This window comes from Massilia sp. YIM B02769, assembly GCF_030411995.1.
Taxonomy (GTDB): Bacteria; Pseudomonadota; Gammaproteobacteria; order Burkholderiales; family Burkholderiaceae_D; genus Telluria.
The window spans coordinates 25,542-48,727 of record NZ_JASNRC010000013.1; the positions used below are offsets into that span (position 1 = coordinate 25,542).

Consider the following 23,186-nt stretch of genomic DNA (forward strand, 5'->3'; position numbering starts at 1 on the left):
ACATCGTTCTAAGCCCTGGCACGTGGTTTCAATCGGAAACTGATTCCCATGCGATTGATCGCGTTCATGGCGGCGATCACAATCGTCAGTTCCACCAGGGCCTTTTCTCCAAACGCGGTCAAGGCCGCCGAGTATGCCTCGTCCGACGCATGGGTTTCGCTCACGCGCGTTACCTCTTCCGTCCATGCGAGGGCCGCACGTTCCCGGTCTGAAAATAAATAGGCGACCTCGTCCCATACCGGCACCAATACAATCTTGTCGACGGACATGCCGTGTCCGATGAGATCGCGGGTATGGACATCAATACAGTGTGCGCAACCATTTAATTGAGAGACCCTGAGAAAGACCAGGTGAACGAGGCCGGGTTCCAGACCCGTGCCTGTCGTCGAGTAATGATGGAGCACTCCCAGCGCCTTGGCGCCTTCCTGCGAGACTTGAAACCAGTTTGCGCGATTCATGGTTCGTATTTCCTTCGTGAAGTGATTGGCCGTGCGGCTGGCGAGACTTGCCCGTCGCTTTTTACAAGACGTGTCGCATGGCGTTTCTGTGACAGATAGCGAGGGCGATCTGGCATGCGCAACCGCGTCGGCAGCGCGGGAAGCGGCCGGCGGGACAGTGCAGGAAAGGCGGGGATAGTGCATACTGCCGGGATTCTGACAACCACACCGAAAGACCACACCATGACCATCCAGATTGGCGACCGCCTCCCAGAAGGCAGCCTGGCCGAATTCGTCGAGACCGAAACCGCAGGCTGCACCCTGGGCCCGAACACCTTCCAGGTGGCCGATCTCGTCAAGGGCAAGACGATTGCCATCTTCGGCCTGCCGGGCGCATACACGCCAACCTGTTCGGCCAAGCACGTGCCTGGCTTTGTCGAGAACGCCGAGGCCTTCAAGGCCAAGGGCGTCGACGAAATCTGGTGCATCTCGGTGAACGACGCCTTTGTCATGGGCGCCTGGGGCCGCGAACAAAAGGCCACCGGCACCGTGCGCATGATGGCCGACGGTAACGCCGAATTCACCAAGGCACTCGGCCTGGACGCCGACTTCTCGAAGCACGGCATGGGCACGCGCTCGCAGCGCTACTCGATGCTGGTGGTCGACGGCGTCGTCAAGCAGCTGAACGTGGAGCAGGGCGGCTTCGAGGTCTCGAAGGCCGAAGCGCTGCTGGCCCAGCTGGGCTGATCCACTGCCTTCCGTATCCGACGGCGCTGCGGCGCCGTTTTTTGTTTGAGTACCGTTATGAGTCAAGTCTCCGGCAACCTGCGCAGCATCTACGCGATGCTGATCGCCGTCTTCATGTTCTCGCTGATGGACACGGCGATGAAGCTGCTCGCCGCCCATTATCCGGCGATGCAGGTGGCGGCCCTGCGTTCGCTGTCCTCGCTGCCGCTGGTGGTGCTGTACGTCGCCTGGCGCGGCGGCTTCGCCACCATGATGCGCGCACGCTTTTCGCTGCACGTCCTGCGCGGGGTGCTCGGGATCGGCATGCTGGCGCTGTTCGCCTATGGCCTGAAGCGTCTCAGCCTGGCCGAGGCGTATTCGATCTTCTTCATCGCACCGGCCCTGATCACGGCAATGGCGGTGTTCTTCCTGAAGGAGCAGGTCAACCTGGCGCGCTGGATCGCCATCGTCGTCGGACTGGCCGGGGTGCTGGTCGTGCTGCGCCCGGAAGGCGGCGGCTTCCTGACGCTGGGCGGCCTGGCGATCCTCGGTTCGGCCGTGTGCTACGCGATTTCGGCGATCGCCGCGCGCATCCTGGCGCGTACCGACAGCACGCGCCAGATGATGTTCTGGCTGATGCTCTTGATGTCGATCGGCGCCACCGCATTGGCCGCGCCGGAGTGGGTGAGCATCGACCCCGGCCACATCCTGCTGCTGTGCGGGCTGGCGGTGAGCGGCTTCTTCGGCCAGCTGGCGATCACGGAAGCCTTCAGCCATGGCGAAGGCTCGGTGGTGGCGCCGTTCGAGTATTCGGCGCTGGCCTGGGGCGTGGCGATCGACTGGATGCTGTGGCAGACCCTGCCCGACAGCTACACGCTGATCGGCGCCGCCATCATCATCGGCAGCGGGCTGTACCTGATCCGGCACGAGAAGAACCACGCCGAATCCGAGCATCCGTAACGAGTGTGGCACGCGTGCATCAGTCTGTTATTCATGTTTCTATGTTGCAATAGCCGGCTCCGGCAGGGTTTGAAAAGCGCAGATATAATCGACCCATGCTCAAACAACGAACCATCAAACAACTGGTGCGCACGACAGGTGTCGGGCTGCATTCCGGCCGCAAGGTCGAGCTGACGCTGCGTCCGGCCGCGCCGGATACAGGCATTGTGTTCCGCCGCGTCGACCTCGACCCGGTGGTCGAATTCCCGTCCAGCGCCGACGTGGTCGGCGACACGCGCATGGCCTCGGTGCTGATCAAGGACTCGGCGCGCGTGTCCACCGTCGAACACCTGATGTCGGCCTGTGCCGGCCTCGGCATCGACAACCTCTACATCGAGGTCACGGCCGAAGAGATTCCGATCATGGACGGCTCGGCGTCCTCCTTCGTATTCCTGCTGCAGCAGGCCGGCGTGGAAGACCAGCCGGCGCCGAAGAAATTCATCCGCGTGCTGAAGGAAGTCGAAGTGCGCCAGGGTTCGGGCAACAACGAGAAGTGGGCGCGCCTGAAACCCCACGACGGCTACAAGCTCGACTTCTTCATCGAGTTCAACCACCCGGCGGTGGACGGCACCATGCAGAACGCCTCGGTCGATTTCGCCCAGGTGTCCTACGTGCACGACGTGGCGCGCGCCCGTACCTTCGGCTTCATGCAGGACGTGGAAAGCCTGCGCGGCATGGGCCTGGCCCGTGGCGGCTCGCTGGAAAACGCGATCGTCATGGACGAGTACCGCATCCTGAACGCCGACGGCCTGCGCTACGACGACGAATTCGTGCGCCATAAAATCCTGGATGCGATCGGCGACCTGTACCTGGTCGGGCACCCGCTGCTGGCCGCCTACGAGGCGCACAAGTCGGGCCACGCGCTGAACAACGAGCTGCTGCGCGCGCTGCTGGCGCGGCCGGATGCGTATGAGATCGTGAGCTTCGACGCGGTCGACAGCGCACCGCCGTCGTATGTGCGCCAGATGCGCGAGGAGTGGGCGCTGACCTGATCGTAGGGTGGACGGGTTCCCCGTCCACGCGTTCAACGGACGGCGGCCCGTCGCAACGTTGGATTTGTATTGATTGGGTTTGAACGCGTGGACGGCAAAGCCGTCCACCCTACAAAACTAGCCCTTGCGCCGCTTCTCCGCCAGCCGCTTCACCGCCGCCACCAGCGCCGCGTTCTGCGGCGTATCCGGCAACGTCTCCCCCAGCTCTTCGAACGCCGCGACCGCCTTTTCCGGCAGCTCCAGCGTGCGCATCTGCACCTGCTCGGGCATCGCGCGCATCACCTGTACCTTCAGGCGCAGCGAATTGACTTGCCAGCCGCGTGCCAGCAGGCTGGACTGCAGCTTCGGCAATCCCTGCTTCAGCCGCGCCGCCACCGCCGAGCTCGGCACGGCCAGGGTCAGCACCCCCTCCTGGAACGACAGCACGTCGCAATTGCCCGCCAGCGCGGGCAGGGTCATGCCGACGTCGCGCTGCAGGTCGGCCATGCGCATGGCGGCCGGCAACAGCCGCGCCATGCGCTCGTTGGAACGCAGGAAGTCGGTCGCTTCGAACGAAGTGGGCTTGTTGCGGGTGCCGTAGATATGCATCAGGCTGGTGGGACATGGAGGAATCGATCAGCCCACAACATACCACAGCGCATGGCGCAGCGCACGCCCGGCATGGGTAATGCCAGCAGGACACGTGTACAGCGATGCAATTTGATAACATTCTTTATGGCACGACACTTGTTATCTGGCCTATAAGCCCCAAGTGTGGCCGCATCGCATGATAAAATCAGTCGCTTTTTGCCTTGGGCGGTCTTCGATGGGTATCTTTTTGATATCATCCCTGGCTCTTTTCGCGGCGTCTTTATAAGAAACTTAGCATGTCATTCCTGACCCAGATTTTCGGCAGCCGCAACCAGCGGCTGATCAAGCAGTATCAAAAAACCGTGCGTCAGATCAACGCGCTCGAGCCGCAGATGGAAAAGCTGTCGGACGCCGAGCTTCAGGCAAAGACCCCGGAATTCAAATCCCGACTCGCCGGCGGCGCCACGCTCGACGACATCCTCCCCGAAGCATTTGCCGTCTGCCGCGAAGCCGCGAAGCGCGTGCTGAAGATGCGTCACTTCGACGTGCAGCTGATCGGCGGCATGGTCATCCACCAGGGCAAGATTGCCGAGATGGGCACCGGTGAAGGCAAGACCCTGATGGCAACCCTGCCGGTCTACCTGAACGGCCTGTCGGGCAAGGGCGTGCACGTCATTACCGTCAACGATTACCTGGCCCAGCGCGATGCCGAATCGATGGGCCGCCTGTACAGCTGGCTCGGCCTGACCACCGGCGTCAACCTGTCGCAGATGCCGCACGACGCCAAGCAGGAAGCCTATGGCTCGGACATCACCTACGGCACGAATAACGAATTCGGTTTCGACTACCTGCGCGACAACATGGTCTACGACGCGCGCGAACGCGTGCAGCGCAGCCTGAACTTCGCCGTGGTCGACGAGGTCGACTCGATCCTGATCGACGAAGCGCGGACCCCGCTGATCATCTCCGGCCAGGCCGAGAACCACACCGACCTGTACCACCGCATCAACGAAGTGCCGCCCCAGCTGACCCTGCAGATCGGCGAGGAAACCCCTGACGGCAAGGGCAAGATCGACGTCCCGGGCGACTACACCAAGGACGAGAAAGCGCACACCGTGCTGCTGACCGAAGCCGGCCACGAGAAGGCGGAAGGCATCCTCACCGCCATGGGCCTGCTGCCGGAAGGCGCCTCGCTGTACGACGCCGCCAACATCACCCTGATCCACCACCTGTACGCGGCGCTGCGCGCCCACGTCCTGTACCACAAGGACCAGCACTACGTGGTGCAGAACGGCGAAGTCACCATCGTCGACGAATTCACCGGCCGCCTGATGACGGGCCGCCGCTGGTCCGACGGCCTGCACCAGGCCGTCGAAGCCAAGGAAGGCGTGCGCATCCAGAACGAGAACCAGACCCTGGCCTCGATCACCTTCCAGAACTACTTCCGCATGTACACCAAGCTGTCCGGCATGACCGGTACCGCCGACACGGAAGCCTACGAATTCCAGGAAATCTACGGCCTCGAAACCGTCGTCATTCCGCCGAACCGCCCATCCCAGCGCAAGGACCGCCAGGATCAGGTCTACAAATCGGCCCAGGAAAAGTACAACGCGATGCTGATGGACATCCAGGACTGCTACGAGCGCGGCCAGCCGGTCCTGGTCGGCACGACCTCGATCGAGAACTCCGAGCTGCTGTCGGGCATCCTCAACGGCGCCAAGCTGCCGCACAACGTCCTGAACGCCAAGCAGCACGCCCGGGAAGCGGAAATCATCGCCCAGGCCGGCCGTCCGAAGATGATCACCATCGCTACCAACATGGCCGGCCGCGGTACCGACATCGTCCTCGGCGGCAACGTCGAGAAGCAGATTCAGATCATCGAGGCTGATGCCGCCCTGAGCGAGGCCGACAAGGCCGCCCAGGCGCAAAAACTGCGCGACGAATGGCAATCGCTGCACGACCACGTGGTGAACGCCGGCGGCCTGCACATCATCGGCACCGAGCGCCACGAATCGCGCCGCGTCGACAACCAGCTGCGCGGCCGTTCGGGCCGCCAGGGCGACCCGGGTTCCTCGCGCTTCTATCTGTGCCTGGACGACACCCTGCTGCGCATCTTCGCCGGCGACCGCGTGCGCGCCATCATGGAACGCCTCAAAATGCCGGAAGGCGAGCCGATCGAAGCGGGCATCGTCACCCGTTCCATCGAGACCGCCCAGCGCAAGGTCGAGGCCCGCAACTTCGACATCCGCAAGCAGCTGCTGGAGTACGACGACGTCGCCAACGACCAGCGCAAGGTGATCTACACCCAGCGTAACGAACTGCTGGAAGCGGCCGACATCTCGGAACTGATCGCCTCGCTGCGCACCGGCGTCTTCACCGACGTCGTACGCGCCCACGTGCCGGCCGAATCGGTCGAGGAACAGTGGGACATCAAGTCGCTGGAAAGCGTGCTGGCAGCCGAGTGGAGCCTGAACGTGCCGCTGCAGCAGATGCTGACCGACGAGCCGAACCTGAACGACGACGACATCCTGGAAAAGGTGCTGGCGGCGGCCGACGAGTCCTACAACAGCAAGGTCGGCGTGGTGGGCAAGGAATCCTTCGGCGGCTTCGAGCGCAACGTCATGCTGCAAAGCGTCGACACCCACTGGCGCGAGCACCTGGCCGCGCTGGACCACCTGCGCCAGGGCATCCACCTGCGCGGCTATGCGCAGAAGAACCCGAAGCAGGAATACAAGCGCGAAGCCTTCGAACTGTTCGGCAGCATGCTGGACCAGATCAAGAACGAAGTCATCCGCACTGTGATGACCGTGCGCATCCAGACCCGCGAGGAAGTCGAGGCGGCGGAAGCGGCCATGGCGGCCCAGCAGGCGCACCTGGAAAACATCAACTTCCAGCATGCCGACTTCAACCCGTCGGCCGCGCCGGAAGAACTGCTGGCGCCGAATCCGGTGGCCGCCTCGGAAGCGCCGGTCGCTGCCGAAGACCACAGCACCTACATGGGCGTGAAGGTCGGCCGCAACGACCCTTGCCCTTGCGGCAGCGGCAAGAAGTTCAAGCAGTGCCATGGGAAGCTGGCGTAAGCCGGTTTGCTGAAGCGACAATGGAAAACGGCCGGAGCGATCCGGCCGTTTTTTTATGCGCGTTTTTCGTCGGCAGGCCAGGTATGCCATCGGGGTGATTTCGTCCAATTGTCGAATCGTGCGCACCGGAAGCTCTAGAATAAGCGCATTCTCCACTGCTGCCTGATCGCCAGGTTAATCACGATGAATGCTGTTTTCACCACCGGTACCCGATTCCTTGCCGCCGTCACGCTGTCCCTCTGCGCCGCCGGCGCATCGGCCGCGTCCCTCCTCACCGAGCGCCCGGGAGGCAAGGACCATCCCCTGATTTCGCGCTACGAAGGCGGCATCCTCTACGACTACGGCAGCAATCCGCTGGGAACGGCGCGCCTGGTCGAGCGCGCCAGGAGCGGGCCGGTATTGCGCCCGGTCGAAGGCCGGATCAGCAATCGCCTGTACTGGGGGCCGAAGGAAGTGAGCGCGCTGGCGGTCTTCCGCAATTACCAGCAGGCCTTGCATACGGCTGGATTCGAGACGCTGTTCAGCTGCGAGACCGCCGAATGCGAAAAGCTACGCATCCAGAAGATGATCGAAGACTTCCCGCGCGAAGCGAAATGGGTGGGAAATAGTGCAATGGTAAATATCTTTAATAATGGCGACCAGCGCGATTTCCATTACATTAGCGCGCGTAAGCAGACTGGTTCTGGCTTCACGTATGTCCAGGTGGCGCTGGCCGGACCCAGGAGCGATGGCGAGACCGCAGGACGGACGCGCCAGTTCATCCAGGTGGTCGAACCGGCCCAGGCGGAAATGGGCAAGGTCACGGTCGACGCCAAGGCCATTGGCGCCGGCTTGCAGCGCGACGGCAAGATCGCCCTGTATGGCGTGCATTTCGATACCAACAAAGCCGTGCTGAAGGAAGAATCGGCAGCGCAATTGCAGAGCATGGCGGACGCCCTGAAGGCCCAGCCGGCAATGAAGGTGCTTATTGTCGGCCACACCGATAACCAGGGCGAGATCGAGGCCAACCTGGCGCTGTCGCAGAAACGGGCGCAGGCGGTAGTCGATGCGCTCGGCAAGAACTACGGTGTTGCGGCGAACCGCCTGAATGCTCGCGGGGTAGCCAGTTTTGCCCCGGTTTCGTCGAATGCGAGCGAAGAAGGACGCGCCAAAAACCGGCGGGTAGAGATGGTTGTGCGCTGACCAGCGCGTCGAACAGGCAAAGAAGGCCGCGCTATGCGCGGCTTTTTTTTGTTTCCAATGATTCCGCGTTTCAACTCTAACGCTCCGAAGCGAGAAAAAACACACACAAGATTCTCACTCTTTGTCACTTTCAGCCTGACACTGATTATTGTCAGATGCAATTTGGGTAGGTGCGCACGATTGAATGGGATCAGAAAAAGTCACAATGTTGGAAAAAAAGTACGAAATGCATTGTCTCGCGACAGATTTTTTGCGATGCATCATATTTCTTAAAAAAAACTAAATTTCCTTTTTCGATACGATTCGAGCATGAACTCTTCGGTATTTATCCGTATCTCATAGGAAGAATCCTAGTTTCTTCAGAAAAAACTTAAATTTATAAAAGTAACATTAATCAGTTCCAGCGAAACAATAAAAAAAATCAAACGAGAATTAATTGTGAATGTGAAATTCTCACGCGCACTTCCTCGCTAAGATTCTCTCCGTGTTGAGCCGGTTTGCAGTCGCAAATCTTTCGAAATGTTCAAGCGAGCGTGAAATGACATTCATTCCACAACAACGCGGCCAGGGAATGATGGAGTACGTGATCATCGTTGCCCTGATTGCTGTAGCAGCCATTGGCGTCTACTCGGCATTCGGCCGGACGGTACGTGTCCAGACCGCAGGCATGGCCCAGGAAGTATCGGGTACGCAAGCCTCGACCGCCAAGGCGGACGAGGCCGCGAACGCGGCGGCCGGCCGCGCAAACGATCCGGCCAAGCAAGGCATGGGTCGATACAACTACGCCAATGACCAAAAGAATTAACAGCGGCGGGCTGGCCGTCCGGTCCGCCTCCCGGTTAATGCAGTAGCCATCTTTATTCACAGGAGAAAATCATGCAATTCAAACTGAAAACCAAACAGCTGGGCCAAGGGATGATGGAATACGTCATCATCGTTGCACTGATCGCCGTGGCCGCCATCGGCGTCTACAGTACCTTCGGCCAGACCGTCCGTAACCAGACCGCAGGCCTGGCCAAGGAAATCTCGGGTAACGATTCGAATGGCCAGATCACGGCAGCGGGCGCCGCTTCGGATGATTCGGCTGGCCGCGCCGATACCAAAAAAGGCATGGGCGACTACAACGTCAAGAACAACCAGAAGTAACTGGTGGAGCGGCACGTGGTTCGGGTACGACTTGGCATGAAGAAAGCGGGCAGCAAGGGGCAGGCGCTGGTACTGAGCCTGCTCCTGGCGGGCGCCGCCGCACTGGCGAGCCTGCTGCTGTTCAACAGCGGCTTGCTCGCCAACACCAAGACCCAGCTGCAGAACGCAGCCGACGCCGGCGCCTACAGCGGTGCTGTGTTGCTGGCGCGGGACCACAATTTTTCCGCTTACGCGAACCGCGCGATGGTGGCCAACCAGGTCGCCGTCGCGCAGCTCGTCAGCATGAAATCCTACCTGGAAGACGCGGCCAGTACCCGCAGCCGCATGAACAACAGGACACAATCGAGCCAGGCGAACATTCCCACTTTCGCTCCCGAATGGACGGCGGCCAAGCTGGTCCCGATCGGCGCGGTCAACACCGCCTACAGCGCGATGGCCGGCGGCGCCGTCAGGTCGCTCGACCTGTTGATCCGCGCGTTCGAAGGGGCGCAGCTGGCGCACCATGAAGCAACCGCCGCCAGCGTGATGTTCGTCATGGACGAAGTCGTGAAGAAGAACGATCCGCAGGCATCCGTGAGCACGGGCGCGTTCCAGGTCGCGACCACGGCCAAACAAATCCGGGCCTTCGAGAACGACTACACCAAGGGCCACGCCGCGACCGGCGCCTCGGCCGCCTCCGACCGCTTCGCCAACGTCGTCGTGAGCGAACAGCGTAACGTCGGGATATCGACCGACAAATTCATCCGCAACCGCAAGTCCACTCCCTTGCCGGGCTGGGATGCGCCGCCCAAGTCGCGCTATTGCCCGGGAGGCCGGCCGATCTGGACCAGCTACGATTTCGACCACCGCGGCGGCACCATCCTGAGCACCGACAAGAAACGCTGGCTGTCGCTCGACGCCAGCGAAGGCGACGGCTACTACGTCTGCCTGTACATCATCCTCGACGTGCCGGTTCCCATCTACATCGACCTGAGCGACCCGAGCACCAGCCACCGCTCGGGCGGCTCGGGCGGCGCGGTGGCCGGCCGCGGCGGCGCGTATGGCGACCGCACCGGCTTCCGCGGCAATCACCCGGAGACCCGCAACTACGGCAATGCGCTCAATGACGTGCGCACCCCGGCGATGGTGCGCTTCCGGCGCGGGCCGGGCACCACGCTCGATCCCAACGGCGGCTTGCAGGACACCTACCGCGACGTGGCCAGCTTCACCACGCCGATGAACCAGTCGCCGGAACTGAACGGCGGCCAGGTGCCGCTGACGATCGAAGTCCAGCGCGCCCAGGGCACCGTGCGAACCTCCTCGACCTTCCTGCGCGACGCCACCAACATCCGGGTCGACCCGCAGATGAAGGGCGGCACCATGCGCACCCTGTCTTCGGCCCATGCCTTCTTCTACCGGCCGAACCAGGACTCGAGCGCATTCACCCGTGCCGGGTGGCGGCGTGGCGACCGCAAGACCGAAATGGCCAATCTGTTCAACCCCTACTGGCAGGCGCGCCTGCGCGACCGCACCGATGCCGAGCGCGTGGCCTCGTTTGGAGCGCAATGATGAAAATGTCGACATCTCTTCCGGCCCGCCAGGGCGGCCAGGCCCTGGTCGAAATGGTGGTGACGGGCCTGTTCTTCCTGGTGCCGCTGTTTCTTGCAGTCGTCGCGATGGGCAAGTTCATCGATGTCCAGCACACCACCAACATGGGCGCGCGCTACGCCGCGTGGGAGCGCACCGTGTGGTACGAGAACGGCGGCCGCTTCGACGACATCAATGCGCCCAACCGGAAAAGCGCGGCGCAGATCCATGCCGAACTGACGGCGCGCCTCTTCAACGACCGTTCGCGCAATACCAGCGTGATCGCGAATAGCGACAAGAACGCGAATTCCTTGGTCAACGGCATCGACCCGCTATGGCGCGACAACGCGGGTGTGCGCTACCTGCGCCGCTACGACCAGGCCGGCACCGGGATCGCCGTCGGCCGGCCGAACCGCGACGTGGCCGGCAGGGCTTTGGGCCTGATCACTTCACTTCCGCTGCCGTCCGGCGTCACCGGCAGCCTGGTGCCGCCGCTGCCGAGCGATACCTTCTCGACGGCGACCGTGTCGCTGCGCGAGATCGCGCGCGACAGCCAGTCCTACCAGCGGCTCTGGCCGCGCAGTTCGGTATGGGTCGACGAGTGGCGCGGACTCGACTTCAAGGCCACCGGCGCCATCGTCTCGAATACCTGGGGCGCGAACGGATCGCGCGGCACCCACGACATGGTTGCGCAGGCGGTTCCAACCGCCCAGGGACTGGGTCGGGCCGTCGGCGCCGTGGTCGACGTCGGCCTGACCGCCTGGGACCGCAACATGGCCAAGCCGGAATTCGGCAAGATCGTGCCCGACGTCGTGCCGGAGGACCGCCTGCGATGAACACGATGCCATTCCTCGCCCGCGCCGTGCTGGCGCTGTCGGCCGCCGTCCCGCTGTTCGCCGGCGCCTGCCCGCAGCAGGTTCCCGCCGGACTCAAGCCGGCCGTGGTCGGCGACAACCTGCGCGTCGACGGCATGCGCCTGTCGATCCTGCTGGTCGAAGGCGCCGAGCAGTCGGCGGCGGTGCTCGACCGTGTCGAGCGCGCCTGGCGCGCCGAAGGCTTCGACGTGAAGCGCAGCGGCGCGGCCGGCTGGAGTATCGTCTCCGCCCTCAGCGAGCGTTGCCTGACCACGCTGCAGCTGGGCGAGAAGGGCAGCGCCAAGGGCTACCTCGCCGTCAATCCGCTGGCGCGCGGCAAGGTCGATGCGCCGTTGGCGCCGCCCGGCGCCCAGCTGCTGTCCTCGGTCAGCAGCAAGGAAGACGACGGCCGGCGCGGCACGATCGCCGCCCTGGTTTCGCAGCAGCCGGTCGACAAGCTGCGCGAGTTCTACATGTACCGCCTGCGCGCCGACCGCTGGGACAGCGTGCGCGCCGATTCGGCCGGGCGCGAAGGCGGCACCTCGCGCGCGAAGCCGGTCATCGTGAGCGCCCAGCGCGGCCGCGAGCGCATCGAGGTCGTGCTGTGGCGCGACATGCAGACCCACATCGTCGTCAACCAGGCGGAGGCGCTATGAAGCACATGCAAGGACAGGCATCGAGCGAATACCTGCTGGTACTCGCGCTCTGCGTCGTCGTGCTCGTGATGAGCGCGCTCGGACCGTCGCCGGTGCAGGAGGTGATCCAGGCGATCAAGGATTATTTTGCCGCGTATTCGTACGCGATTTCAGTCACACCGTAACGTCACGTCAAGGAGCCTCATGCCGAATCCCCCCAACGTCAACCGGGTCGCGTCCCGGCTCAAGAATCCGCTGGTCCTGGTAGTCATCGCAGCCGTGCTCGCCGGGGGCGTCGCATGGGTGGCGCTCCAGTACCTGCAAGGCCGCGAGGCCGCCATGAAAGCCGAACTCGCCGCCAGCGGCCAGACCGCCACCGTGAAACGCGTGCAGGTCGCGGTGCCGGTGAACGACGCGCCGATCGGCACCGTCCTGAATCTCGACAACTTCGTCGCGCGCCCGGTCGAGGAAGACCTGGTCTATCCCGACACCGTGCTGGCCGCCGACTTCGAGTCGATGCAGGGCATGAAGCTGGCGCGCCCGGTGCTGCGCGGGCGCCCGCTGCGCGTGACCGACGTGCAGGCGCCGGAGATCCGCGACGTCGCCGCCGTCCTTCCGGCCGGCCAGCGTGCGTTGACCATCGAGATCGACAACGTCAATTCGATCGCCCAGACCCTGCGCCCGAACCACCGCATCGACCTCTACCTGCTCACCAAGAACGAAGCCAAGGGCGGCGGCACCCAGGACATCGGCGACAAGGCGCGCGAACAGGTCAGCCTGTTCATGCAGGACATGGTGGTGCTGGCCACGGGCACCGAATTCTTCGACGCCACGCGCAGCGACGGCCCATCGCAGGACAAGATGGTGCGTCCGGGTGAAATCGAAGGGCGCGAGCGCGGCTACGATACCGTGACGCTGCTGGTGACCCCGCAGCAGGCCGCGCGCCTGATGATGGGCCAGAAGCTCGGCAGCTACCGCGTGGTCCTGCGCGGCGGCCACGACCGCGACCGGATCGCCCAGGCCACGCTGCGCGGCGCCGACCTGCTGGGCGCGGGCGCGGGCGCACGTCCGCGCGACGCCGGCATCGAATTCATCGTCGGCGGCAAGGGCGACAAGATCGTGTCCGAAATGGCGGTGCCGCCGTCCCAGGAATCGCGTGCGCTGCAGCGCGTCCAGGCCCAGTTCGCGCAAGCCATGCAGGCCAGCCGGCCCGCATCCGCGCCGGCCCCAGCCCCAGCCCCGGCCGCCGACCGTACCTCGGTCACCATCAACGCTCCCGTCACCCGCGCAGACCAGATCATTTCTGAACGCAGGCAACAATAAAAAACCAACACCAAGAAAAAGACCATATGCACCGTATCCACTTCTTCCTGGCGCTGCTGAGCGCCATTGTCCTTTCGCCTGCCATTGCCGCCGACGTTCCGCCCACCACCGCTTCCGGCTCCGTGTCCGCGGCGGCCGGCACCCCGAACTGCCCGCCGGCGCCGCCCGCCGTCGCCTGCGCGCGCCCGGCGGCGGCGCCTGCCGCCGCGCCGCGCCGTGCCGTGCGCCGCAGCGCCGTCCGCGCCGCGGCGCCGGCGCCGGTGGCCATCAGCTACACCCCGCCTCAGTCCCTCATCATGTCGCTCGGCGAAGTCAAGCTGCTGCCGATGCCTGCCAAGGTGCGCCGCGTCGCACTCGGCAGCGGCACCGTGATCAGCGCCACCACCGTCGACCAGAACCTGCTGCTGATCGGCGAACAGGTCGGCGACACCTCGCTGCTGGTCTGGACCGGCAGGGAAGTGCAGACCTACAAGGTGCAGGTGGTGCCGCGCGAACTGGCGGCGGTGCGCGCCAAGATCGACGCCCTGGTCGGCAGCGAGAAGGGCATCACCGTCACCCAGGTCGGTCCGGAACTGGTCCTCTCCGGCGTCGCCCACAAGCTGGTGCTCGACAAGCTGGCCGCGGCGCTCGGCGACACGCCCGGGGTGGTCAATAACATCAAGGAAGACCAGGGCCTGGCCTATACGCGCTCGGTGCTGTTCCGCCTGCACTTCGTGGAAATCAACCGCTCGCTGCTCGAGAGCATCGGCGTCGACTGGGACAACGAAGCGAACGGTCCGACCATCGGCCTGCGCGGGGTGACCACGAACACCGGCGTCTTCAGGAATATCCCGCCCGGGACCGGTAACGACAACCTGCTCGACCCGAGCCCCCCGTTTACGACCCGTAACGGCACCACCAAGGGCCTGTTCTTCGGGCTGGCCTCGACCATCGGTTCGCGCCTGCGCCTGGCGATCGCCGACGGCGACGCGCGCGTGCTGGCCACGCCCGAGCTGACCGCGCGCAGCGGCGGCAAGGCGAAACTGCTGGTCGGCGGCGAGGTGCCGATTCCGCTGGCCGGCGCCTTCGGCAGCACCACCGTCGAGTTCAAGCCCTACGGCATGCAGTTCTCGGTCGAGCCGCACATCGACGCCAACGACATCATCAGCGCCACCCTGTCGACCGAGCTGTCGCAGATCGACCCCTCGGTGTCGGTGGCGGGCATCCCCGGCTTCATCACCCGCAATACCAGCAGCCAGATCAGCGTCAAGCCGGGCGAAGTCGTGGCCCTGTCGGGCCTGGTCAATGCCGAACTGGCGAACACGATCGACCGCGTGCCGGCCCTGAGCAAGATCCCCCTGTTCGGACGCCTGTTCCGGTCCGACGACTTCCGCAACCGCAAGACCGAACTGGTGGTCTTCGTCGAGAGCGAAATCGTGAACGCCGGCGACGGCATGGCCGCAGCACTCCGCGCGCGCGGCGAACAGGGCAAGCGTGAGTTCGAAGAGAAGGTCAACAAGGCGGCGCAGCCGTTCGGAGAACAGCGATGATCCATGTTCAATTATTCAAGCGCGATGCGCTGCTTGGCGAAGCAACATCCGAGGGCTTGTCCTGCTTCCTCGGCAAGGACGACGACAGCCTGCTTCCGCTGTCGGGCTGGCGTGTCGGCCGGCGCCAGGTGCAGCTCGAGGTGCGCGACGGCGGCCTGTTCGTCAGCGATGGCGGCGGCATTTCACCGATCCGCGTGAACGGCAACGCGGTCAACGAATACGGTCCGCTGGCCAGCAACGACGTGGTCGAGGTCAGCGACTACACGCTGCGCCTGCACCTGGCCGAGCAGCTGCGCGTGGTGGCGCCGCCTCCCGTGCAATCCCTGCGCAAGGAGCCCGGGCCCGAGCGCGCCGGCGGCCACGCCGCGCCGCGCCCCGATGCCGAGCTGTCGCCGCTCGAGACGCCCGAGGGCATCGCCGCCCGCGCAGCGTTGCACAAGAAGCTGATCGCGGCGATGGACCTGCGCCGCGTGAACGTCTCGCGCATGGGCGACGCCGAATTGCGTGTGGCGGTGCAGAAGATCATCGAGGAACTGATCGATACCGATCCGATGTTCGCGGCCATGCGGCCGGTGCGCGATACGCTGTGCTCGACGGTGCTGAACGAGGTCGTGGGCCTGGGTCCGCTGGAAGAACTGCTGGCCGACGAATCGGTCACCGAGATCATGGTCAACCGCCATAACGACATCTTCATCGAGCGCGACGGCCAGCTGCAGCGTTCCAGCGTCTCGTTCTCGAACGACGCCTCGGTGCTGGCGGCGATCGAGCGCATCGTCTCGCCGCTTGGCCGCCGTATCGACGAAAGCTCGCCGATGGTCGACGCCCGCCTCAAGGACGGTTCGCGCGTGAACGCGATCATTCCGCCGCTGGCGATCAAGGGCCCGAGCGTCACGATCCGTAAATTCGCGAAGCGCAAGCTGACGGTGGAGGACCTGATCGGCTTCGGCGCGATCAGCCGCGAGATGACCGACTTCCTGCAGGTGGCGGTCGAGCGCCGCGCCAACATCGTCATTTCCGGCGGCACCGGCTCGGGCAAGACCACGCTCCTGAACGTGCTGTCGAGCTTCATTCCCGACGACGAGCGCATCGTCACCGTCGAGGATGCCGCCGAGCTGCAGCTGTCGCAGCCGAACCTGGTGTCGCTGGAAGCGCGCCCGGCCAACATCGAGGGCCGCGGCGCGGTGACGATCCGCGACCTGGTGAAAAACTGCCTGCGGATGCGGCCCGACCGCATCGTGGTCGGCGAGTGCCGTGGCGGCGAGGCGCTCGACATGCTGCAGGCCATGAACACGGGTCACGACGGCTCGCTGACCACCGCCCACGCCAACAACCCGCGCGACTGCCTCTCTCGCCTCGAGGTGATGACGCTGATGAGCGGCTTGGACATCCCGATGCAGGCGATCCGCGAGCAGATCTGCTCGGCCGTGAACCTGATCGTGCAGCAGACCCGCTTTTCCTGCGGCACGCGGCGCGTGACCCACATTACCGAGGTCACCGGGATCGAGAACAGCGTGGTCAGCATGCAGGACATCTTCCGCTTCGAGCAGGAAGGCTTTACGCCCGAGGGCAAGGTGCGCGGGCGCTGCGTCCCGACCGGCCACGTGCCCGAGTTCTACCAGGACCTGGTGCGGCGCGGAATCGAGGTCGACATGTCGATCTTCGCCAAGGAGCCGTCGATGGCGGTGCACAGCGGCATGCGCAAGGTGAGCGCATGAACGATACGCTGGTCCTGCTGGGCATCTTCTTCGTCTGCGGTTTCGGCCTGATCTGGATGGCGCTGCACTTCGGCAGCCGCTGGATGGCGCGGCGCCAGAAGAATGACGCGAAGAGTGCGGCCTCCGAGCTGGAGGGCATGTTCATCTTCACCGAGTCGAACCGGATCATGACGATCAACCTGGCCGTCCTGATCTCGCTGCCGGTGATCGCCTGGCTCCTGACCGGAAACCTGATTCTCGTGGCGCTGTGCGTGGGCCTGGCCTTCGTCGCCCCGCGCTACGTGGTGCGCTACATCGCGCGCCGGCGCCTGCGCCAGTTCGAGGAACAGCTGCCGGACGCGCTGCTGATGGTAACCGGAGCGCTGCGCGCCGGCGCCAGCATGATGATCGCGCTCGAGAGCGTGGCAGCCGAGGGAAAGCCGCCGGTGTCGCAGGAATTCGAACTGCTGCTGCGCGAACTGCGCCTCGGCACCGATTTCGGCGTGGCGCTGCAGAACCTGGAAAAGCGTGTGCCGCTGCCCGACCTGCTGATGGTCACCTCGGGCATGGCGCTGGCGCGCGAGGTCGGCGCCAACCTGGCCGAAACGCTCGAATCGATCGCCGGCACCATCCGCGCGCGCCTGCAAATGGAAGGCAAGATCCGCAGCCTGACCGCCCAGGGCAAGATGCAGGGCATGGTGATGTCGGCGTTGCCGCTGTTCCTGGTGCTGATCCTGCGCATCATGGAGCCGGAAGCGATGCGCCCGCTGTTCACCGAATGGTATGGCTGGTGCACCTGCGCTTTCATCCTGCTGGCGGTGGCGATCGGTTACCACTTCATTAGCAAGATCACCAATATCGATGTGTGAGGAAGCATGCAGCAAATCCTGATTGCGATCCTGATCGGCATGGCCTTCGTGGCGTTCGCCGGCAGCGTCATCTACAGCGCGGTGCGCCTGACCGACGAGGTGCCCGAGGAAGACCGCGAATACCTCGACCCGCTGCCGCGTGGCCTGCGCATGCTGTGGCCCCTGCTGCGCATGGTCGACTATCACATTTGCCAGCGCCTGCCGGCGCGCCTGATGCGCGACACCGCCGACAAGCTGCGCCTGTCGGGCCTGCTGTACCTGATGAGCCCGAGCCAGTTCGTGGCCCTGGGCCTGGTGTCGATGACCGGCTTCGCGGTTCTGGCAGCGTTGCTCCTGCCGCTGGCCGGAATCCACGACAATGGCTTCTACATTGCCGCTGCAGCCCTGTTCGGCTTCGTCTACCCGCGCGTCTGGCTCAAGGATTCGCTGAAGAAGCGCCAGAAACTGGTGGTCAAGGCCCTGCCGGCCTATCTCGACTTCCTGACCATGGGCGTCGAGGCGGGCCTGAACATGGCCGGCGCCATCAGCCAGTCGGTGGCCAAGGGTCCGGACGGTCCCCTGAAGAACGAGTTCGCCTTTGTCCTGCGCGACCTGCGTTCCGGCCTGACGCGCTCGGAGGCGCTGCGCCGCATGGACGAACGGGTGAAGGTGCCGCAAGTGACCAGCTTCATCAATGCCGTGATCCAGGCCGAGCGCATGGGCGCCAGCCTCGGTCCCACCTTCCGCGCCCAGGCCGAGCAGCGCCGCACCGAGCGCTTCCAGCTCGCCGAGAAGCTGGCGATGGAGGCGCCGGTGAAGCTGATCTTCCCGCTGGTCGCCTTTATCTTTCCCGTGACTTTCGTGGTGCTGATGTTCCCGATCGCCGTGAAGTTCATGGAATCGGGAGCCTTCTGATGCGCTACCTCACCCTGGACCTGCCGGGCGCGGGCAATGCGCAGCTGGAACTGATGATGGCCACCTCGACCCTGGAGCGCATGCGCGGCCTGCTCGGGCGCGCTGCCCTGGGTCCGCGCCAGGGCATGCTGCTGCCGCATTGCGGCATGATCCATACTTTCGGCATGGGCTATCCGATCGACGTGGTCTACCTCGACCGCCGCAACCGCGTGCTGAAAGTGAGCCCGGCGCTGGCGCCGCGTCGCATGGATGGCCACTGGCGCGCGCGTACGGTGCTGGAACTGGCCGCCGGCAGCGCCGCCGCCAGCGGCATCGCACCCGGCTGCGTGCTGGCGCTGCCCGACGGGAGGCGCCAATGAAAGGGCGCCAAGCATTGACCGGGCAGTCCAGTACCGAGTTCCTGGTCGCGCTGCCGGTCCTGATCCTGCTGCTGTTCGGGATCATCCAGTTTGCGCTGATTTACCAGGCGCGCGCCACGCTGAACCACGCCACCATGCTGGCGGCGCGCGCTGGCGCGCTGCACAATGGCAAGGAAAGCGAGATGCGCGATGCGCTGGCCTCCGGGCTGGTGCCGATGTTCGCCAAGGCGCCTTCGATGGATGCCTACGGCGTTGCGCTGCTGAAGGTGAAGACCACGGAAACCGCCAAGGCCCTGGGCCTGGCGAAGATCGAGGTGCTGAATCCAACCCGCGCGGCCTTCACCGATTTCGCGCGCGCGCGCCTCGACGCCGGCGCCGGACGCGAGCTGCCCAACGACACGCTCAACTACCGCAGCACGGCCCCCGGCGGCGCATCGAGGATTTCGGTCCAGGACGCGAACCTGCTCCATGTGCGCGTGACCTACTGTTATCGCCTGTTCGTGCCCGTGGTCGACCGCGTCATCTATGCCACGGTAAATGCGTTCACCGCCAACGATTCCTCGCTGGCGGCGAACGGCATGTCCGATCCTTTCGGCACGAATGGCGCCATGACCCGTCCGAACTGCATCAATCCGCTGAAACCCAGCGAGAACCGCATCGAGATCCGCAGCGAAGCCTTTGTGCGGATGCAAACCCCGTTCTACGAAGCCAACCTATGAACAAGACCATACTTGCCTTCGCCCTCGCAATCGCCTTTGCCTGCGGCGCCGGAGACGCACTTGCCCAGCAGGCGCCAGCCCAGCGCTACACGGATGCCCAGGGCGTCGAATTCATCCAGAACCGCAATGCGCCGCGCCAGGAGGGCATCGACGCACCGCGCGCCGCGGCAAAGAAACCCGCCGCCGTGGCCGAAGCCGCCGCGGCCGACCCGCGCCTGCAGGTCAGCGCCGCCGAGCAGTCGGCGCGCGACCGCGACCGCGAAGCCATCCTGCGCGAGGAACTGGGCCACGAGACCGCCAAGTTCGAGGCCGCCAGCAAGGCCTTCGTCAAGGCCGAACAAGCCGCGCGCGGCCAGCCCCAGGTTGGCGCCGCATTGAAGCAGTTGAAGGACGTGCTGCACACGCACCAGCAGAACATGGAGTCGCTCACCGCCGAGCTGCAGCGTACACGCAGCACGCGTTAAGTTTTTTGTTGTCAGGAGAAGTAATGAAGCACCGTTCGATCCTTGCCGGCGCCATCGCGCTGGCCATCGCCGCAGCAGCCGGCGCCGCACCAGACACCCGTTATCTGCCGCCGCCAGGCCTCTACCAGATCGACATCGTCGCCGACCACGCCTCCCATGGCGCGGCCGGCACATCGAAACAGCGCAAGCGCTACGATGGCACGAGCGGCGGCGTGGAGACGCAGTTCCAGCGCACCGACGGCAGCCGCGGCAGCTATGCCACCGCCGGCGCCGGCCCGAACCAGACCTGCATCGAGCCGGTCAAGCCCGGCGGCATTCCGAAGAAGCTGATGGTCGACGGCTGCACCGCCACCAAGGGCGTGGTGACGAACGGCGAAATGAATGCGGTCCATACCTGCCCCTGGGGCAGCATGAAGATCAACATGCGCCAGATCGATGCCAAGACCTGGCAAACCACCGTGCAGCAGGTCAAGACCGGGAATGGCGACGCGGGGAACGGCGAGTTCGTCGATCCTTTGCAAATGCCGATGGAACACATGCTCAAGCATGGCACCGCCGAGGAAAAGGCCGAAGCCAAACGTCACTTCGCCGAGATGAAGGAGTTCAAGGAGCAGATGAAAAATGCGCCGCCGCCCGAGCCGATGCCTGCGGGCGCCGTCAGGGAACAGAAATCGGTGATGCGCCTGACCCGCATCGGCGACTGCAAGGGCTGAGCACCCGATCCATCCGGGCCAGGCCCGGATATCCCTCTACACGAGGCGAAGGCCGGCGGCACCGGCCGCGCGCGCAACCGCCGCGTCGAACTGGTGCTGCGCTGACCTGGGCACAGCGGCCATTCACTGGCCATTCACCGGCTGCGCATCGGCATGCCGCGGCTGCGTACTGCCCGGCTCGCGCACCAGGGTGAGGGCATGGACGCGCACTGCGCCGGCTTGCGCGCGTGCGCAGTACAATATTGGATTCGAAATCTTTCCATAGAGACCACCATGGCCGTGAATTCCCCCCTGCCCGTCGCCGCCGACCTGAAGCCGGTTGCCGGTATCGAGATCGGTTTTGCCGAAGCCGGCATCAAGAAGCCCAACCGCAAGGACCTGCTGGTCATGAAGCTGGCCGATGGCGCCACCGTCGCCGGCGTGTTCACCAAGAACCGCTTCTGCGCCGCGCCGGTCCAGGTGAGCAAGGCCAACCTGGCGGCCGTGACGAACGGCGGCGCGCCGATCCGCGCGCTGGTGGTGAATACCGGTAACGCGAACGCCGGCACCGGCGACACCGGCCTGGCCAACGCCCAGGCCACCTGCGCCGAAGTGGCCAAGCTGCTCGGCTGCGAAGCGGGGCAGGTGTTGCCGTTCTCGACCGGCGTCATTCTCGAACAGCTGCCTATCCAGAAGATCGTCGCCAGCCTGCCGGCTGCCGTGAGCAACCTGAAGGCCGATAACTGGTTCAACGCCGCCGAAGCGATCATGACCACCGACACCCAGCCGAAGGCGGCGTCGCGTACGGTCAGCATCGGCGGCCATGAAGTGACCATGACCGGCATCAGCAAGGGCGCCGGCATGATCAAGCCGAACATGGCGACCATGCTCGGCTACCTCGCCTTTGATGCGAAAGTGGCGCAGCCGGTGCTCGACGAACTGGTGAAGTACGCGGCCGACCGCTCCTTCAACTCGATCACCATCGATGGCGACACCTCGACCAACGATTCCTTCATCCTGGTCGCCACCGGCGCCGGCGGCCTGGAAGTGAACGCGGCCAGCGGTCCTGAATACGAAGCCCTGCGCGACGCGGTCACCGACATCTCACGCAATCTCGCGCAGCAGATCATCCGCGACGGCGAAGGCGCAACCAAGTTCATCACCATCACGGTGGAAGAGGGCCGCGACCTGGAAGAGTGCCGCAAGATCGCCTACGCGATCGCCCACTCGCCGCTGGTGAAGACCGCCTTCTTCGCGTCGGACCCGAACCTGGGCCGCATCCTGGCCGCCGTCGGCTATGCCGGCGTCGACGACCTCGACGTCACCAAGCTGGACCTGTACCTGGACGACGTCTGGGTCGCCAAGGCCGGCGGACGCAATCCGGATTACCAGGAAGCCGATGGCCAGCGCGTGATGAAGCAGGCCGAAATCACTGTGCGCGTGAAGATCGCGCGCGGCGACGCCACGGCCACGGTCTGGACCTGCGACCTGTCGCACGACTACGTCAGCATCAACGCCGACTACCGCTCCTAAGCGGGCCTGATCGCATGACGCCGCTGGAACAATTCCTGCACCGCGCCGAAGCGCTGATGGCGCGGCTGGAGGCGGTGCTGCCGCCGCCCGTGCCGCGCGAGCCGGACTGGAAGCGCAGCTTTGCCTTCCGCTGGCGCCGGCGCGCGGGCGGTAATGGGAGCTGGCTGCAGCCGGTGGCGCACGCCTCGACCATCCGCTTCGCCGATCTGCAGCACGTGGACGCGCAAAAGCGCCAGCTGGAGCAGAACACGCGCCAGTTCGTCGAGCGCCGTCCGGCCAACAACGTGCTGCTGACGGGCGCGCGCGGGACCGGCAAGTCCTCGCTCATCAAGGCCTGCCTCAACGATTTCGCCGACCAGGGCCTGCGCCTGATCGAGGTCGACAAGGCGGATCTGGCCGACTTGCCCGACATCGTCGATCTGGTGGCGGCGCGGCCGGAGCGCTTCGTCATCTTCTGCGACGATTTGTCGTTCGAGGAAGGCGAGGCCGGCTACAAGGCGCTGAAGGTGGCGCTGGACGGCAGCATCTCGGCGCAGTCGGACAATGTGCTGATCTATGCGACCTCGAACCGGCGCCACCTGATGCCGGAGAAGATGTCGGATAACGCGGGCTACAAGCATGGGGAGGATGGCGACCTGCACCCGGGCGAGACGGTCGAGGAGAAGATTTCGCTGTCCGAGCGCTTCGGCTTGTGGCTGTCGTTCTATCCCTTCCGCCAGGACGATTACCTCGGCATCGTGGCGCACTGGCTGGCCAGCTTCGGCTGCACGCCGGAGCAGATCGAGGCGGCGCGGCCGCTGGCGCTGCAATGGGCGCTGGGGCGCGGCTCGCGCTCGGGGCGGGTGGCGTGGCAGTTTGCGAAAGACTACGCCGGAAAATTACCCACCGATGCCGGATTTGATACGGAACATTGACCGGCTTTG

24 protein-coding genes are annotated in these 23,186 nt (G+C 64.7%); 22 read left to right on the plus strand and 2 right to left on the minus strand.

The features are described 5' to 3' along the window. Positions 1–8 precede the first annotated feature (8 nt). Positions 9–458: a carboxymuconolactone decarboxylase family protein gene (locus QPK31_RS20255; RefSeq protein ID WP_290424690.1), complete on the minus strand. Its 450-nt coding sequence runs from the start codon at positions 456–458 to the stop codon at positions 9–11. Between the two features lie 222 nt (positions 459–680). On the opposite strand from QPK31_RS20255, the gene QPK31_RS20260 reads away from it, so the two are divergent. The 3 genes from QPK31_RS20260 to lpxC all read left to right on the plus strand — a co-directional run bounded on the left by QPK31_RS20260 (position 681) and on the right by lpxC (position 3,154). After that, complete coding sequence (locus tag QPK31_RS20260; protein ID WP_290424691.1) at positions 681–1,184, plus strand: peroxiredoxin; 504 nt, start codon at positions 681–683, stop codon at positions 1,182–1,184. Positions 1,185–1,241: 57 nt separating this feature from the next. After that, positions 1,242–2,123, plus strand: coding sequence for a DMT family transporter (locus QPK31_RS20265; protein WP_290424692.1), 882 nt, complete (start codon positions 1,242–1,244; stop codon positions 2,121–2,123). Between the two features lie 95 nt (positions 2,124–2,218). Next, on the plus strand, positions 2,219–3,154 hold the full coding sequence (gene lpxC, locus QPK31_RS20270) for a UDP-3-O-acyl-N-acetylglucosamine deacetylase (RefSeq protein ID WP_290424693.1): 936 nt from the start codon (positions 2,219–2,221) through the stop codon (positions 3,152–3,154). Positions 3,155–3,271: 117 nt separating this feature from the next. On the opposite strand, the gene QPK31_RS20275 is transcribed toward lpxC, so the two are convergent. Next, positions 3,272–3,742: a DciA family protein gene (locus tag QPK31_RS20275; RefSeq protein ID WP_290424694.1), complete on the minus strand. Its 471-nt coding sequence runs from the start codon at positions 3,740–3,742 to the stop codon at positions 3,272–3,274. Between the two features lie 278 nt (positions 3,743–4,020). Between QPK31_RS20275 and secA the strand changes: the two genes are divergently transcribed. The 19 genes from secA (at position 4,021) to QPK31_RS20370 (ending at position 23,177) form a co-directional block, all read left to right on the plus strand. Beyond that, entirely contained in the window at positions 4,021–6,804 is a 2,784-nt protein-coding gene (secA, locus tag QPK31_RS20280; RefSeq protein WP_290424695.1) for a preprotein translocase subunit SecA, read from the plus strand. 183 nt (positions 6,805–6,987) lie between these two features. Further along, positions 6,988–7,986, plus strand: a complete 999-nt coding sequence (locus QPK31_RS20285) for an OmpA family protein (protein WP_290424696.1) — start codon at positions 6,988–6,990, stop codon at positions 7,984–7,986. Between the two features lie 538 nt (positions 7,987–8,524). Further along, on the plus strand, positions 8,525–8,791 hold the full coding sequence (locus tag QPK31_RS20290; protein WP_290424697.1) for a Flp family type IVb pilin: 267 nt from the start codon (positions 8,525–8,527) through the stop codon (positions 8,789–8,791). A 71-nt stretch (positions 8,792–8,862) separates the two neighbouring features. Continuing rightward, on the plus strand, positions 8,863–9,132 hold the full coding sequence (locus QPK31_RS20295; RefSeq protein WP_290424698.1) for a Flp family type IVb pilin: 270 nt from the start codon (positions 8,863–8,865) through the stop codon (positions 9,130–9,132). Positions 9,133–9,168: 36 nt separating this feature from the next. After that, on the plus strand, positions 9,169–10,680 hold the full coding sequence (locus tag QPK31_RS20300) for a hypothetical protein (protein WP_290424699.1): 1,512 nt from the start codon (positions 9,169–9,171) through the stop codon (positions 10,678–10,680). 5 nt (positions 10,681–10,685) lie between these two features. After that, on the plus strand, positions 10,686–11,534 hold the full coding sequence (locus QPK31_RS20305) for a TadE family protein (protein WP_290424700.1): 849 nt from the start codon (positions 10,686–10,688) through the stop codon (positions 11,532–11,534). Then, the gene (locus QPK31_RS20310) at positions 11,531–12,208 is read left to right on the plus strand and encodes a hypothetical protein (RefSeq protein WP_290424701.1); all 678 of its coding nucleotides are present in this window, start codon (positions 11,531–11,533) and stop codon (positions 12,206–12,208) included. The genes QPK31_RS20305 and QPK31_RS20310 overlap by 4 nt, the downstream gene beginning before the upstream one ends. After that, complete coding sequence (locus tag QPK31_RS20315) at positions 12,205–12,372, plus strand: hypothetical protein (protein WP_290424702.1); 168 nt, start codon at positions 12,205–12,207, stop codon at positions 12,370–12,372. Before QPK31_RS20310 ends, QPK31_RS20315 begins: the two co-directional genes overlap by 4 nt. A 19-nt stretch (positions 12,373–12,391) precedes the next feature. Next, the gene (gene cpaB, locus QPK31_RS20320; protein WP_290424703.1) at positions 12,392–13,510 is read left to right on the plus strand and encodes a Flp pilus assembly protein CpaB; all 1,119 of its coding nucleotides are present in this window, start codon (positions 12,392–12,394) and stop codon (positions 13,508–13,510) included. 26 nt (positions 13,511–13,536) lie between these two features. Beyond that, positions 13,537–15,039 (plus strand): type II and III secretion system protein family protein, encoded by a 1,503-nt coding sequence (locus tag QPK31_RS20325; RefSeq protein WP_290424704.1) that lies wholly within the window; start codon positions 13,537–13,539, stop codon positions 15,037–15,039. Further along, entirely contained in the window at positions 15,036–16,754 is a 1,719-nt protein-coding gene (locus QPK31_RS20330; protein ID WP_290424705.1) for an ATPase, T2SS/T4P/T4SS family, read from the plus strand. The genes QPK31_RS20325 and QPK31_RS20330 overlap by 4 nt, the downstream gene beginning before the upstream one ends. Further along, positions 16,751–17,602: a type II secretion system F family protein gene (locus tag QPK31_RS20335; protein ID WP_290424706.1), complete on the plus strand. Its 852-nt coding sequence runs from the start codon at positions 16,751–16,753 to the stop codon at positions 17,600–17,602. The genes QPK31_RS20330 and QPK31_RS20335 overlap by 4 nt, the downstream gene beginning before the upstream one ends. Positions 17,603–17,608: 6 nt before the next feature. Then, positions 17,609–18,496: a type II secretion system F family protein gene (locus tag QPK31_RS20340; protein ID WP_290424707.1), complete on the plus strand. Its 888-nt coding sequence runs from the start codon at positions 17,609–17,611 to the stop codon at positions 18,494–18,496. Next, positions 18,496–18,855 (plus strand): DUF192 domain-containing protein, encoded by a 360-nt coding sequence (locus QPK31_RS20345; protein ID WP_290424708.1) that lies wholly within the window; start codon positions 18,496–18,498, stop codon positions 18,853–18,855. Before QPK31_RS20340 ends, QPK31_RS20345 begins: the two co-directional genes overlap by 1 nt. Further along, a complete protein-coding gene (locus QPK31_RS20350) occupies positions 18,852–19,574 on the plus strand; it encodes a TadE family protein (RefSeq protein ID WP_290424709.1) in 723 nt (240 codons plus the stop codon). The genes QPK31_RS20345 and QPK31_RS20350 overlap by 4 nt, the downstream gene beginning before the upstream one ends. Beyond that, positions 19,571–20,038: a hypothetical protein gene (locus tag QPK31_RS20355; protein ID WP_290424710.1), complete on the plus strand. Its 468-nt coding sequence runs from the start codon at positions 19,571–19,573 to the stop codon at positions 20,036–20,038. Before QPK31_RS20350 ends, QPK31_RS20355 begins: the two co-directional genes overlap by 4 nt. Positions 20,039–20,061: 23 nt before the next feature. Beyond that, positions 20,062–20,751 carry a hypothetical protein gene (locus QPK31_RS20360; RefSeq protein WP_290424711.1) on the plus strand — a complete coding sequence of 230 codons (690 nt, stop codon included), beginning with the start codon at positions 20,062–20,064 and terminating at the stop codon, positions 20,749–20,751. A 273-nt stretch (positions 20,752–21,024) separates the two neighbouring features. Next, positions 21,025–22,263: a bifunctional glutamate N-acetyltransferase/amino-acid acetyltransferase ArgJ gene (argJ, locus tag QPK31_RS20365; protein WP_290424712.1), complete on the plus strand. Its 1,239-nt coding sequence runs from the start codon at positions 21,025–21,027 to the stop codon at positions 22,261–22,263. Positions 22,264–22,277: 14 nt separating this feature from the next. After that, positions 22,278–23,177, plus strand: coding sequence for an ATP-binding protein (locus QPK31_RS20370; RefSeq protein WP_290424713.1), 900 nt, complete (start codon positions 22,278–22,280; stop codon positions 23,175–23,177). The last annotated feature ends 9 nt before the right edge of the window (positions 23,178–23,186 follow it).